General features: G+C 58.8%; 14 protein-coding genes. 5 read left to right on the top strand and 9 right to left on the bottom strand.

What is annotated here, in order from left to right; all coding sequences use genetic code 11:
* Nucleotides 1-762: TPM domain-containing protein (locus ACCD03_RS11335; protein ID WP_413411583.1), on the bottom strand; the 762-nt coding region annotated here is incomplete at its 3' end.
* A complete protein-coding gene (locus tag ACCD03_RS11330; RefSeq protein ID WP_316676173.1) occupies nucleotides 759-1,379 on the bottom strand; it encodes a LemA family protein in 621 nt (206 codons plus the stop codon). The genes ACCD03_RS11335 and ACCD03_RS11330, both read right to left, overlap by 4 nt.
* A gap of 225 nt (nucleotides 1,380-1,604) precedes the next feature.
* Here ACCD03_RS11330 and ACCD03_RS11325 point away from each other — a divergent pair, with 225 nt between their 5' ends.
* Nucleotides 1,605-1,775 carry a hypothetical protein gene (locus ACCD03_RS11325; protein WP_413411582.1) on the top strand — a complete coding sequence of 57 codons (171 nt, stop codon included), beginning with the start codon at nucleotides 1,605-1,607 and terminating at the stop codon, nucleotides 1,773-1,775.
* Between the two features lie 6 nt (nucleotides 1,776-1,781).
* On the opposite strand, the gene ACCD03_RS11320 is transcribed toward ACCD03_RS11325, so the two are convergent.
* From ACCD03_RS11320 to ACCD03_RS11300, 5 genes are all read right to left on the bottom strand, one after another.
* Nucleotides 1,782-4,169 (bottom strand): heavy metal translocating P-type ATPase, encoded by a 2,388-nt coding sequence (locus ACCD03_RS11320; protein ID WP_413411581.1) that lies wholly within the window; start codon nucleotides 4,167-4,169, stop codon nucleotides 1,782-1,784.
* Between the two features lie 217 nt (nucleotides 4,170-4,386).
* Nucleotides 4,387-5,331, bottom strand: a complete 945-nt coding sequence (locus ACCD03_RS11315; protein WP_413411580.1) for a copper resistance D family protein — start codon at nucleotides 5,329-5,331, stop codon at nucleotides 4,387-4,389.
* On the bottom strand, nucleotides 5,331-5,699 hold the full coding sequence (locus tag ACCD03_RS11310; RefSeq protein WP_413411579.1) for a copper resistance protein CopC: 369 nt from the start codon (nucleotides 5,697-5,699) through the stop codon (nucleotides 5,331-5,333). Before ACCD03_RS11310 ends, ACCD03_RS11315 begins: the two co-directional genes overlap by 1 nt.
* Nucleotides 5,700-5,756: 57 nt before the next feature.
* Nucleotides 5,757-6,086: a copper-binding protein gene (locus tag ACCD03_RS11305; RefSeq protein WP_413411578.1), complete on the bottom strand. Its 330-nt coding sequence runs from the start codon at nucleotides 6,084-6,086 to the stop codon at nucleotides 5,757-5,759.
* A gap of 333 nt (nucleotides 6,087-6,419) precedes the next feature.
* Entirely contained in the window at nucleotides 6,420-6,818 is a 399-nt protein-coding gene (locus ACCD03_RS11300) for a hypothetical protein (protein WP_413411577.1), read from the bottom strand.
* Between the two features lie 139 nt (nucleotides 6,819-6,957).
* Here ACCD03_RS11300 and ACCD03_RS11295 point away from each other — a divergent pair, with 139 nt between their 5' ends.
* Together ACCD03_RS11295 and ACCD03_RS11290 are read left to right on the top strand one after the other, a co-directional pair.
* Nucleotides 6,958-8,211: an Hsp70 family protein gene (locus tag ACCD03_RS11295; RefSeq protein WP_253541590.1), complete on the top strand. Its 1,254-nt coding sequence runs from the start codon at nucleotides 6,958-6,960 to the stop codon at nucleotides 8,209-8,211.
* A 1,200-nt stretch (nucleotides 8,212-9,411) separates the two neighbouring features.
* On the top strand, nucleotides 9,412-10,431 hold the full coding sequence (locus tag ACCD03_RS11290; protein WP_413411576.1) for a GGDEF domain-containing protein: 1,020 nt from the start codon (nucleotides 9,412-9,414) through the stop codon (nucleotides 10,429-10,431).
* Between the two features lie 380 nt (nucleotides 10,432-10,811).
* On the opposite strand, the gene ACCD03_RS11285 is transcribed toward ACCD03_RS11290, so the two are convergent.
* A complete protein-coding gene (locus ACCD03_RS11285) occupies nucleotides 10,812-11,207 on the bottom strand; it encodes a hypothetical protein (RefSeq protein ID WP_413411575.1) in 396 nt (131 codons plus the stop codon).
* A gap of 260 nt (nucleotides 11,208-11,467) precedes the next feature.
* On the opposite strand from ACCD03_RS11285, the gene ACCD03_RS11280 reads away from it, so the two are divergent.
* Nucleotides 11,468-12,199, top strand: coding sequence for a helix-turn-helix domain-containing protein (locus ACCD03_RS11280; protein ID WP_253541587.1), 732 nt, complete (start codon nucleotides 11,468-11,470; stop codon nucleotides 12,197-12,199).
* Between the two features lie 67 nt (nucleotides 12,200-12,266).
* Here the strand turns inward: ACCD03_RS11280 and ACCD03_RS11275 are convergent, their stop codons facing one another.
* Entirely contained in the window at nucleotides 12,267-12,584 is a 318-nt protein-coding gene (locus ACCD03_RS11275; protein ID WP_413411574.1) for a hypothetical protein, read from the bottom strand.
* 334 nt (nucleotides 12,585-12,918) lie between these two features.
* Between ACCD03_RS11275 and arsD the strand changes: the two genes are divergently transcribed.
* The gene (gene arsD, locus ACCD03_RS11270; RefSeq protein WP_413411573.1) at nucleotides 12,919-13,287 is read left to right on the top strand and encodes an arsenite efflux transporter metallochaperone ArsD; all 369 of its coding nucleotides are present in this window, start codon (nucleotides 12,919-12,921) and stop codon (nucleotides 13,285-13,287) included.
* Nucleotides 13,288-13,297: the final 10 nt, after the last annotated feature.

The raw sequence follows: 13,297 nt of genomic DNA, 5'->3' as shown, positions 1-13,297 counted from the left end.
CCACCCGCTGCCGCTGCGCCAGCCCATCGGTGTGCCGCCCACCAGCGTGAAGAAGAGCGCGACGGCACCAGCCATCAGGCCGACAAAGATGGCGCCAGACAAAAGCCAGCCAATGACACCCACAACTCCCCCGGTGACGACGGCGCCAGCCCCTCGCCCGAGAAATGCTCGCAGCGCTCCGCCCAAGACCACAGTGAGCACAAGAATCGCCGGCAATAGCCGACGAATCGCTTCTGCGCCTTCACTACTTGCATGTTTTGGTGGCGGCAACGCCTCGCCCCGAATGACGCTCATGATGCGGTCTATGCCCGCATCCACACCCCCGAAGAAGTTGCCTTCCTTGAACCGGGGAATGATGTCTTCTCTGATGATGCGGCTGCTGATAGCGTCGGTCAGCACACCTTCGATTCCGTAACCGACTTCAATGCGGACGGTGTGGTCGTCCTTCGCAATGATGAGCAACGCTCCATCATCCGTGCCTTTGCGCCCGAGTTTCCATTGCTCCACCACACGTATCGAATACTGCTCAATAGTTTCCGGCTCGCTTGTGGGAACCATTAGCACTGCGACCTGACTTCCCTTTTCATCTTCGAACTGTTGGAGCTTTTGCTCAAGCGAAGCCAGTTGCGCGCGGGTCAGCGTGCCGGTGAGATCGGTCACGCGTGCAGTTAAGGATGGAACCGGAACGTCGGCAAACGCACCGAGCGCGAGCAACGCGGCTGTCAATATCAAGAGCCCGCGCAAGAATCTGAGGCAGGTCATTTGCTGCTGCCGCTGGGGTTACTCGCGGCTGTCCCGAAATCGACTTGCGGTGGCGTTGCGATGGTTGCTTCATTCGCCACTGAGAAATTTGGTTTCTCTCGGTAGCCGAACGCCATGGCGGTGAGATTCGACGGAAATACCCGAATCGTGATGTTGTACGCCTGGACTGCCTGGATATAACGGTTTCGGGCAACGGCTATCCGGTTCTCGGTACCCTCCAACTGAGACTGCAATTCCCGGAACCCTGCATCTGCCTTCAACTGCGGATAGTTCTCCGAGACAGCCAGCAGCCGCGCGAGTGTTCCTGACAGCTGCTGCTGGGCCGCTTGATATTGCGCGAAAGCCTGCGGGCTGCTGAGCGTCTCAGGGGTGACTTGAATTGCACCGACCCGGGCACGCGCCTCCGTCACCTGCGTGAGCACCTCTCGCTCGTGGCTGGCATAGCCTTTCACGGTGTTAACGAGGTTCGGCACCAAGTCTGCGCGGCGTTGGTACTGGTTCACAACTTCTGACCAACTCGCTTTGACTTGCTCATCCTGGAGCTGAATCGTGTTGTATCCGCAACCAGACAAACCGAGCGTAATCAGGGCGACCAGGAACACCCAGAGACGAGTCATGCGCACCTCCTTGGACTCTGCCCAGCCAACGGAAACGGACTGTTCAGCAATCGCAACGGTCTATGCGTCATCGTAGGCGCGTGGCTCTCGCCCAGGTTGACACTCATCAAGGCTTGATGAGAGTTCGTCGCCCCAAGGCGGTCTGGGTTGGTTGACGAGGGTCAACCTGCGGAATCTCCCAAAGCCAATACTGAGAATTCGAGGTTGTTGCAATGGGCTGGCGGAATGCCAGCCGATCCGACTGACGACAAGCGCGTTGCTCGGCTGACAGTTATCAAGGATATGCTGCACCGCCTCCACTATGCCGGCAAGGACGACAGCTTGGTTCAGCCCCAGGCCGACGTTGTGTTTCCATATGACGAAAAGCATCTGCACAGCGGTGCCATCGCCAAATAGCTCGAATCAGATTTCTGTGCGCCTCAAGCGCAGGGCGTTGGAGACGACGGATACTGAACTCAGGCTCATAGCAAGGGCGGCAATCATCGGGGACAGAAGCAGGCCTGTCGCACTGTAGAGCACGCCTGCCGCCAAGGGTACGCCCAACGCGTTGTAGACGAAGGCAAAACCGAGGTTCTGCTTCATGTTTGCGATAGTGGCTTCGGACAACTGACGCGCCCTGGAAATGCCTCGCAGGTCGCCTTTGACCAAGGTGACCTGTGCACTGTTCATGGCCACATCTGTGCCGGTTCCCATGGCGATGCCAACATCGGCTTTGGCCAGCGCGGGAGCATCGTTGATACCGTCGCCGGCCATGGCAACCACGCGGCCCTCGCTTTGGAACTTGCTCACCAGCGCCAGTTTGTCCGCAGGCTTGACCTCGCCATGGAACTCGGAGATGCCGAGTTTTTCGGCGACGGCCTTGGCGGTTACCACACCGTCTCCGGTCGCCATCACGACACGGATGCCTTTCTCCTTGAGGTGCTTGAGCGCTTCTTCAGTGGTCGCCTTGACCGGGTCAGATACCGCCAGCAGCCCCGCCAGCGTCCCGTCAAGGGCCAGATACATGACGCTAGCCCCGTGCGACCGTAATTCGTCGGCAGGTTGGGCCAACATGGCAGCCGAAACTCTCTCGGCTTCCATCAGTGCGGTATTGCCCAGGGCGAGCTTCTTCCCCGCGACGGTGCCGCGCACGCCGATACCAGTGCTCGATTCGAAGTTCTCGGCCTTGTCGAGCGCCAGGTTCTGCTGGCGTGCCGCTTCTACAATCGTGGCGGCCAATGGGTGTTCGCTTCCCTGGTCCAGGCTGGCGGCGAGCCGCAGAACCTCAAGGTCAGAAAACCCATTGGCACCAATACTGCGCTCGAAGGCTGGCTTGCCTTCAGTAAGCGTTCCTGTTTTGTCGACGATGAGCGTGTCGACCTTGCGCAAGTTCTCAATGGCTGCGGCGTCGCGGAACAAGACGCCGTTGGTCGCGCCTTTGCCACTGGCAACCATGATGGACATGGGTGTTGCAAGACCTAGGGCGCAAGGGCAGGCAATGATGAGCACCGCAACGGCGTTGATGAGGCCATATACCCAACTCGGCTGAGGCCCAAAAATGCCCCAGGCGAAGAACGTGAGTACAGCAACGGTAACCACCGCAATCACGAACACGCCGGCTACCTTGTCGGCCATCCGTTGCATGGGTGCCTTCGACCGCTGTGCCTGGGCCACCATCTGCACAATCTGGGACAGGACAGTTTGAGAACCGACTTTCTCGGATTCGATCACCAGGCTGCCAGAGGCATTCATCGTGGCGCCAATCACATGGTCGCCTACCCGTTTGGTGATAGGGATGGGCTCGCCTGTAATCATGGACTCGTCAAGCGAGCTGGTGCCTTCAATGACGACACCATCGACGGGGACTTTTTCGCCTGGCCGCACGCGCAGTCGGTCGCCAACATGCACGTGGCTCAAGGGAACGTCTTCCTCGCTACCGTCTGGCTTGATGCGGCGTGCTGTTTTCGGTGCCAAGCCAAGAAGAGACTTGATGGCGGCGGAGGTTTGGGAGCGCGCCCGCAGCTCGAGTACCTGTCCGACCAAGGTCAGCGAGATGATGACTGCGGCGGCTTCGAAATACACGCCGATACGCCCGTGAGCTGCAAAGGTTTCTGGGAATACGCCCGGAGCCACCGTCGCAACCACGCTGTATACATATGCAGCGCCGGTACCAAGCCCGATGAGCGTCCACATATTCGGGCTGCGCTGGATAAATGACTGCACACATCGCTGAAAGAATGGATATCCGGCCCAGAGCACGACTGGCGTTGCCAGCACCAGTTCCACCCAGCTCTGAACAGACGCTTCCATCCAGCCATATCGATGTCCGAACATGGCCAGAATGAAAACGACAGCGGTCAGCGGCAGGGTCCACCAGAAGCGTCGCTGGAAATCTGCGAGCTCCGGATTCTCTTCCTCATTCAGCTCCGGGATAACCGGCTCAAGTGTCATCCCGCAGATGGGGCAATTGCCAGGGCGGTTCTGCCGGATTTCCGGGTGCATCGGACAGGTGTAGATGGTCCCGTCTTGGTCTTGCGCTGGTATCGCTGCTCCAGCCGGCGGCGACACATACTTCTGTGGCTCAGCAACAAACTTACCTTCGCATTTTTCGCTGCAAAAGCGATAGGTTTTGCCTTGGTGCTCGACACTGAACTGCGAATTGGCGCTGACCGTCATGCCACACACGGGGTCTTTCTCGGCCTGTTCAGTCGGCTTGGCTTCGTGCTCGTGATGTTCGTGCCCGGCGTGCGAATGGCCGCCATGATGCATGTGGCTGTGTCCCTCACCTTGAAGGTGACGATGCTCTTCCATTGCGCGCAACTCCTCTTGGTTTGAGACGCCATCGCAGGTGAATCAGCGCCGCATAACGATTATAGAAACGGTATCGTCTGTGCCTTGCTGCCGATTGGCAGGCAGCTTCGTTCTTTGACCCAAAACAGATGATTGACCTTCCTACGCAGGGAAGGTCAAGCCCGGCTGCTGCGCCGCGTCGCACGTACCCCGACGAGTCGCGCCCTCGTGATGAGCGTTACTCGGTTCCCGGCAAAGGGCTCGCGACCAGGACAGCGGCGACGAGAATGGCCACTGTCAGTACAACCGCTTCAATGCGCAGTACGCCAACAAACCGCCGGTTGGTTCGCGCGGTATCGACGGCGCTTGATTGCTTGAGCGCTGCAAGGAGGTCGGGCATCTCGAAAAAGCGGTTGTGCGCACCGAGCGCCGCCGCGCTGAAAACAAACGCAAGCTTCAACAGCAGCAGTCTTCCGTAGGTTGTGCCTAGCAAGTTGGCGGGTTGGTCAACACTTCTCCACCCGTTATATGTTCCTGTGACAACGAGCACGGCGAGCGCATAAGTGGCCGCATTCGACAGTGCCTGGACATACTTTGCGCCGTTGCTCCGGTCCGCTGCCGACTGGCCAATGAGACGAGGCATCACAATGAACGCCGCGGCATAAACGAGGCCTACCCATGCGCTGATTGCCAGCAGGTGTGCCCAATCTATCCAGACGGGCAGGCTGAATGCGCCAGCATCAACCGGATGGCCGCCGTGGCTGCGCGCTAGCGCTGCTGCTAGAAGCGCTATCCACAGTGCACCACGAAGGCTTCGCGATTGGCCCTCCCATGGGCAAAAGGCCAACGCCACCACGGTAAGCAGGAGAAGTGCTGAGGCTGCCCACGCGTACCCAAACTCGGTTGCACGCAGCATAGAGACGACGGCCGGCCACGCTTGCCAAAGCGGTGCATCTGCCATCTGGGCGCAGTGAATCCAAAAATAGAGAACGCTGGCTGTGAGCGCCGCAATGGCGGCGACCCGGAACGTCATCGCAAGCGTCAGGGTGACACCCGCTTGCCAGGCGGACGGACTACGCTTAAGCCAGCTATCGCTGAACAGAGTGCCGACAAGCACTGCAAAACCGAGGTTCTGCAGTGCCGTCAACCCAAAGCGCGCAGCGTTCAAGGCGCCTTCATCCATCACTTCACCGTGAAGTTGTACTTGCCCTTCGTTTTGTGGCCGTCGTGCGTCATGACGGCCCAGTCGACTGAATACGTGCCGACTGCGAGCTTCGGTACGCCCAGAGTTAGCGACCGGGGATTGGCGCTATGGACCTTTGCTTTTTCCGTACTGACGGCACTTCCTTTTGCGTCCGTCACACGTGCTGTACTGAAAGCTGGTTCCAACTCCTCGTTAAAGGTCATGCGCAACGGGCTGGTGACCGATGACACCGTGCTGCCGGGGGCGGGCTCGGCGCTTTCAAGTTTCCCGTGTGCGAAAGCGATAGCGGGGGCGATAGCGATGGCAGCGGTCAAGCTGACCAGTGATTTCTCGAAGTGGGCGTTCATGATTGTCCTTTAGTTGGTGGCCTATGGAAGACAGGTCGGCTCGAGCCGGCCTGCCGATTACTTGCTCTTTTGAATCTTGGCCACAGTTAGCGCGCCGTTGACCTGTTCGGCAACGAAATCAATCTTGTCGCCGACCGAGACCTGCTGAAGCATGGCTGGATCTTTGACGCGGAAGACCATCGTCATGCCGTCCATGCCCGGGTTCTCCAGAGGGCCGTGCTTAATGATCAGCTTGCCCGCCGAAGTGTCGACTTTCTTGATTTCTCCGTGTGACATCTTTTCGCTCGCTGCTGCTGCGGTGACGGTTGCGGAGCCGGCTTCAGCAGCGAATACGGGCGTCGCGGCCAAGAGGGCGAGTGACGCAAGAATCGGGGTGCAATTCTTCATGATGAGATAACTCCTAATTAGCGAGAGCGCGGTGGACGGAATGGCAGCAATTCGCAAAAAGAACTAGCCCGGCAAAACGTGAGTTGTCCCCTGGCGTCGGTGACACCCGCCGCTCTGCCATACCTGCGTTCTGTGCGTTGACGGCACGACTGGGGCCGTTAAGCATAAAGTGGCCATCTGGACAGGTTATGGTTGTTTACCTGATCGGCCACGTTATGCTTTATCGGCACGGCGCACCTTGACGAGCAAGTCCTCAAACGGTCGCAAAACCGACGGGCAAAAAAGCCGGCCAATTGCCGGCTTTTGTCTTGAACTCTTACTCTTCGGTGACCTTCAGTCCGCCTCGATACGATCCCGCGCTTCCTGCAGCAAGGTGATAACACCTTTAACGCTGCCAAGCACCTCTTGCGGGACACGCTTTCTTATCTCGCGAAGATTGATCGCCTTCCTTTCACTGAGGATGTCCTGACATGCAGCATCAATCGCGTCTCGGGCCCTTTCCTCGCTCTGCTCGCCCCGGCGTCGCATATGCTGCCGCCAGCGCTCCGCCAGCACGCGAGCCTCTTTGTTTGCGTTCTGGTAAATCTGACGTACATCGACATTGAGACGCCGCGCCGCCTCAGCCACGCCCACGGGTACCAGGTCCCCCTGCATCGCAACAAGTCGACTACGAATATCGCCCCAGCCCAACGTTCGACGCGGGGCGCGCTGCGTTGTGCGATGAGACAGCATGGCCACTTGTTTTCAGGTGTCGGCCGGCGGGAATCCGTCGCACAAAACCACTACAATAGCGCCCCTTCACCGGTGGCGCCCGCTCCTGATATCCCGTGCAGGCGCATGCCTCCGGCTGCACTCGAAAAGCCACAATCCTATGATGTCAAACGCTTGCGGCGTTGATTTCGGCACGTCCAACTCCACCGTCGGCTGGCTGAGATCGGACGCACCCACCCTGCTGCCGCTCGAAGACGGCAAGGTCACCCTGCCTTCCGTCATCTTCTTTCACGCCGAAGACCCGCTGGTCAGCTACGGCCGTGCCGCGCTGACCGACTATCTTGCCGGCTACGAGGGCCGCCTGATGCGCTCGCTCAAGAGCCTGCTCGGCACGTCGATGATGGACGACAGCACCGAGGTCATGGGGCAGGCCATGCCCTTCCGCAAGCTGCTGGCGCATTTCATCGGCGAACTCAAGAGGCGCGCCGAGCGCGCCGCCGGCCATGAATTCCGCCGCGCCGTGCTGGGCCGCCCCGTGTTCTTCATCGACGAAGATCCCAAGGCCGACCAGCTCGCCGAAGACACGTTGTCGGAAATCGCGCGCGACGCCGGCTTTGACGAGATCGCCTTCCAGTACGAGCCCATCGCCGCCGCGTTCGACTACGAGGCCGGCATCAGCGGTGAAGAACTTGTGCTGGTGGCGGACATTGGCGGCGGTACGTCGGACTTCTCGCTGGTGCGCCTGTCGCCCGACCGCGCGAAACGCCTTGACCGCCGCGACGACATCCTCGCCAACGGCGGCGTTCACATTGGTGGCACCGACTTCGACCGCGCCTTGAGCCTAGCCAGCGTGATGCCGCTACTGGGCCTGAACAGCACGCTGCGCAACGGCAAGGCGATGCCGTCCGGCCAGTATTTCGACCTGGCAAGCTGGCACACCATCAACCACGTGTACACGCGCAAGGCGTGGACGGTGGTGATGGACAATTACCGAGATGCTGCCGACACCGAAAAACTCGACCGCCTCATCCGCCTGATTCGCGAGCGCGCTGGCCACTGGCTGGCCATCCAGGTGGAAGCCGCGAAGATCGCGCTGTCGGACGCCCCGGTGGCGGAGATCGACCTGCACCGCATCGCGCCCGAGCTGAAGCAGCCCGTCACGCGTGAGGACTTCGACCAGTCGATTGGGAAGCTGGTCGGCAAGACGGTTTCGACGGTGCAGGCGATGCTGAAGACGGCGGGCGTCGCAGCGGAAACGGTCGATACCATTCTCTTCGCCGGCGGCTCCAGCGGGGTGCCGTTGCTGCGCGAGCAACTGGCGCAAGTGCTGCCGTCGGCGCGGCGCGTCGAAGGCGACCTGTTCGGCGGGATCGGTTCTGGCCTGGCGCGCGATGCGGCGCGCAAGTTTGGCTGACGGGCTGAAAGGCTGAGGGGCGGCGGGACGTTTCGAGCGTAGTCGACATGCTGACTTTGGAACCCCGCAGATGTAGCTCACCTTGAGACTGGGGTGGTCACCGGCGCGGCGAACATCCGCAGCCGGTAGGAGTCATTGATCGGTGGTACGCGGGCATAGCAGACATTGCCTCAACAGTCTGCAAACCGCTTCCGTCACTCGACGGTGTTAGCTGGTGGCTGTAACCCGCATCTAATTGTTCAGCCAATCGGGCAACACGTGTAAGGGCTGGCCACTGGTGCACCTGCTGCCTAATAGACAACGTCACTGTCTATTAGCGAACGCCAAAGTAGACCATTCGGCACCTTCCTACGACCCGAAACTCAATTCATTGGAAGGGTCGGACGCAGCTCGATTAGGGCCAAAAATTTCAGCCCCGCGCGTGGCTCTATGCCCTACTGCCTGATCCGAGCAGCAGCATGCGTCGTCATGATCCGTAGGTAGACGGTCCAATGACGAACTCGCGACTCGGGGAGCTCTGCTACGACCTCCCAAGACCCGCATTGCGCGCGCCTCAACGGGAAGAAATCCGTTTGGACAGGTTATGCCTTATTCCGTCCCGATCGGCCAAGTTATGCTTTATTGGCACGACGGCCCTTAACGTGGCGGGTCCTCAAACGGTCGTAAAACCGACGGAAAAAAAAGCTGGCCGATGGCAGCCTTTTGTCTTGCGCGCTTACTCTTCGGCAACCTTCAGTCCGCCGCGATACGTTCTCCTTCGAAGCCGCGTGCGTGACTGCGCGAACGGCTCGAAAATCATTTCTAGGAGAACTGCGGAATACTGTTCCCCCTGTGGCCGCAGACCGTTTCGAGACAAATGACGGCGCGCCCGATAGCAGAACTTGCCGCTTCGAATTGAACGGCATTTGAATTGTCAGCAGGCACTTCGAGCACGTAGTCCGCGCTTTCTCGCATCTCCTTGCCGCGCTCCCGATCAGACGAAATCGCTGACGAACTCGCACTTCAGAGGAGTCGTACGTACGACTGGACCCGGATAAACAGCGCGCGTCTGCACGCGTGCGCAACCCCACCAATTAACTACGTCGGCAGATGAACTTCAGCGCCCACGCATCAACTACACTCGACTAAAACGAGAAAGGTTGTGGCTTGCGAGTTGATATGAGATGGGCAGACTTACTTGGCGTTAGCGGAGGCCGGCACTTGAGCACCGTTGAAAGGCTGCCGGAATATGAGCAAGCGGTGTTGCGGATCTACCTGGGCCCACTATCCTTCCTGGCCTATGGAGTCGTTGCGCTCATCCAACCAACGCCTGAGGCCTACCGAACGCTATTGGCATGTCTTTTTTATGTCGCATTCAGCGTCGGTACATATTTGGCTGTCAATGCACTGTCTGGCCCATCGCGCACGCGGTTAGTCACGACCACCGTCATGGATCAGGCTTCGGTGGTGATGATTCTTGCCGCAGGAGGCCGGATAGCATTGCCCATGCTCTGGGCTTTCTTCTGGTTTTTGGTAGGCGCAGGGTGCCGCCATGGCAAACGCATGTTGGCACTCTCCTGCACTGTCGCGCTTGCTGGCATTGCGGCGCTCATGCAATGGGCACCGTGGTGGGAGGAGAATTTTTCCGCCGCGCTGGGCATCGCCTTTGGCGTTACCGCCACCTCCATATATTTGTCAGTGTTGGTCAACAGGCTTGAGAAGCGAGCCGCTACTGACCCTTTGACTGGTCTGAACAATCGCAAGAGCCTTGAGAAGGCCATCGCGCGCGTCCTTTGTGGTCAAGATGGCGAAGCGGAACGAACGGCTCTGTTACTCATTGATTTGGACGGCTTCAAACAAGTCAACGACGCGTATGGGCACGGAGTAGGAGACTTGCTGCTGCAACGCTTTGCCCAAGCCTTGCAAGCTCGCATGCGCCGGGGCGATACGCTCTCCCGCCTGGGAGGCGACGAGTTTGTTATTTTGGCGCGCGACCTTTGTAGCAAGACAGACGCGCAAGCCATTGCAGATGATGTCCAATCGGTACTGAATGCGATTCAAACCGTTGATGGGCATCCTGTTTCTGTGTCGGCCAGCATCGGCATCTATCTGTTCTCAACCGACACGCGGGGCGAGCCGCTCGACATTCCTGCCATCTTGCGTCGCGCAGATAGTGCGATGTATCGCGCGAAGACCTCCGGCAAGAACCAAACCGTGTTCACCGACGAGCGGCTCCTGTGAGATGGTGGGTGAGCGGAAAACGCGCTCGCTTCCAAATGCGATCCGCTGCCGTTGCCAGATCTCTACGGGCCCGAACAGGCGAAGACATCCACCGTCGTGGATTTCAAGTAATCCCATGAGGAAAAGTCTACTGCCCTAAGAGAGGGGTTCACTTGTGCACCTGCTGTCAAATAGACAACGTCACTGTCTATTTGACAACGCCGAAGTGGACCATTTGCCGCCTATCTACGACCCGAAGGTTAATTCACCAGAAGGGTCGCGCGCAGCTCGGACCGTCTACGTACGGATCATGACGACGCACGCTGCTTGTTCCGCTCAGGCACATGGAGCCACGTGCGCAGGAGTGAAATCTTTGGCCCGAATCGTAAGCAAGGCCGGTTCTACTGCAAGGTGTTGGAGCAACCGGACCCGTCGACGAAGAACGCTGAAGGCGCAACGGCGTCAATATCGAAGCCTTTGTCCCAAAGCATGTCCGCAGCCTGCAATTCCAGCCGAATACTCAACCAGTCGGCAACTCGACGACACGCCTCTTCGCGTTTGCGCTCACTGAAATGTGTGTAGGTCGATATCTCTGCGCCCGTGAAATGAAGCGCAAGCGTGCAATTGGCTGTGAGCCCATAAGGACCGCTGGTTTGCCATTCCGCTTCGACGTCGTAGCCGCCGGATTTTGTGCGAAATGTTCTGACAAATGCACTTCGCGGCAACGTTGCTGCGACCACGGCGCCCAACTCCCGTTCGGCGGTGCCTCCAGTCTCTTCCAGTTGTGCATGCAGCATTGCGTTCCCCGCGTTCCGAAGCAGGACAGGTATCGAGCTGTCCGAGCGTACCTGCCACATCTGCTTAGACACTGACGCGGATCAACTCCCGCGATATCTCGACACACCTGCGCAACGAATTTGGGTGCTGCGCCTGATCGATCACACCGAAAGCGCAAATGACCACACGTTTGAGGGCATTTATCCGATATCTGACGTGGCAACATGAAGTTCTGTGAGCGGCGGCCGATAACACTATTCTCATCCCCCAAATGCCCCCCATGTCCGAGAACGCCCCCAATCAAGGCTGTACCACGTGTCGGAACGGTCACCTTTGCCTTTCGCGCGGTTTGAACGCCCGTGAAGCCGCACTGGTAGAAGACATCGCACAGCGAAAAATCCGGGTAAAGAGAGGCGAGTCAATCTTCCGCTCTGGCGATCCCCTGGATGAAATCTACGCGGTGAAATACGGCACGTTCAAGCTGACGCTTGGCACAGCCGAAGGCCGCGAGATGATTGCCGCGTTCTACCTGAGCGGCGACATATTCGGCGCGGACGGCTTCGAATCGGATACCCGAACCTCAACCGCGATTGCATTGGAGGACTCGGAGGTGTGCGCCGTATCGTGGAAGCACCTTGCCGAGTTAGCACAGCAAGAAGGTGCGATTCAAAAACTGGTTACGCAGATCTTCAGCGCGCGCATCGGCCGCAAACAACGGCTGATGCTCTGTCTCGGATCCATGCGCTCGGAAGAACGCGTCGCCAGTTTCTTGCTCGATCTTTCGGAGCGTCTGAAAGAGCGGGGCTTTTCCGATCGGCACATTATTCTGCGCATGAGTCGGGAAGAGATTGCCGAGCACCTAGCCATGCAGCTCGAGACCGTGAGTCGAATTTTCAGTTCGCTCGCGCGCGAGGGCATTTTGCGAGTCAATCATCGCGAAATTCAGATATTGGACATCCAGGCACTGGCGACGGTTTCACAGGCGGGTGTTCAGAAAAATCGTGCTTTCTAAGACCATTTGCTGGCGGGTTATGCCCCCGGCGCTACCTTCGCCAGCCACTTGGGGGCTGCCCATAGCCTCAATGGTCGCGAATCCCTTCCCCTGACTGCTGCCGTTCCAGCGCAGCCCGCGTAGTCAAAACTTCATCAAAGAACGCATCGCTGTATGCGGGCAATGATCCGAACTCAGCAGCCAGCGGGATCGCCTCTTCGAGGCTTTCGTTGAACGCTTCGAGCGCGGCATCCGCGGCTGCAGGAGACAGGCAAGGCAATACCGCGTCGCGAAACTTCATCAGCACCACCATGCGCGCCGCAATTGCGCCCGTGGAAGCCAAGTTCCGCCGGAGAACTGCTTTGACTTGAATGAGCTCGTCCGGATTTTCTGGTTCGCTTGTCATAGGTCTCCCCTCCCGCACCACAAAGCTGTACGCCCTTAGAGCGCTCGCCAAACGACCGCCTTCAGTCAAGTTAAGTACGACTCGCTCTTTTGGACAGCGGACGGTCGCGCGCGAAGTTGACCCCGCTCAACTGCCGAAGAGGCAATGTCTGCACAGTTCGCTTTGCAGATCGATTGATCGTTGCTGCGTGCTTTAACCAATACATTTGCCGGCATCTTCCAAGGCGATGCACCAGAATTTGTTGCCGCTCAACACCTTGGCGCGTTGGTCGCTCCATGCTTATTTCACTGACGTGTGCCAGTGCCCCAAGACGGCTTCTTGAGATGAGGACATCATGATGAAACTGGAAATTTTTGATCCGGCGATGTGTTGCTCGACCGGCGTCTGCGGCGTCGACGTCGACCCGGTGCTGGCGCAATTCGCCGCCGACCTGAAATGGGTTGAAGGACACGGCGTGACGGTGGCCCGCCACAACTTGGGCCAGGAACCGCAAGCGTTTGCGGCAAACCCCGCCGTCGTCAAGGAGATGGAAGGTGGCATGGACCGCCTTCCGATCGTTGTCATCGATGGCCGCATTGTCTCCTCCGGCATGTACCCCTCGCGTCAACAACTGGCGCAGAAGCTCAACATTGCGCTATCGACGCAAGAGAAGCCGCGCGTCAAAGCCGGAGGTTGCGGCTGCGCGCCAGGCTCTTGCGGCTAAAGCGGAGGCG

The organism is Ralstonia sp. Ralssp135 (assembly GCF_047304345.1).
Lineage (GTDB): Bacteria > Pseudomonadota > Gammaproteobacteria > Burkholderiales > Burkholderiaceae > Ralstonia > Ralstonia chuxiongensis.
This window is presented reverse-complemented; position numbering and strand designations above follow the sequence as displayed.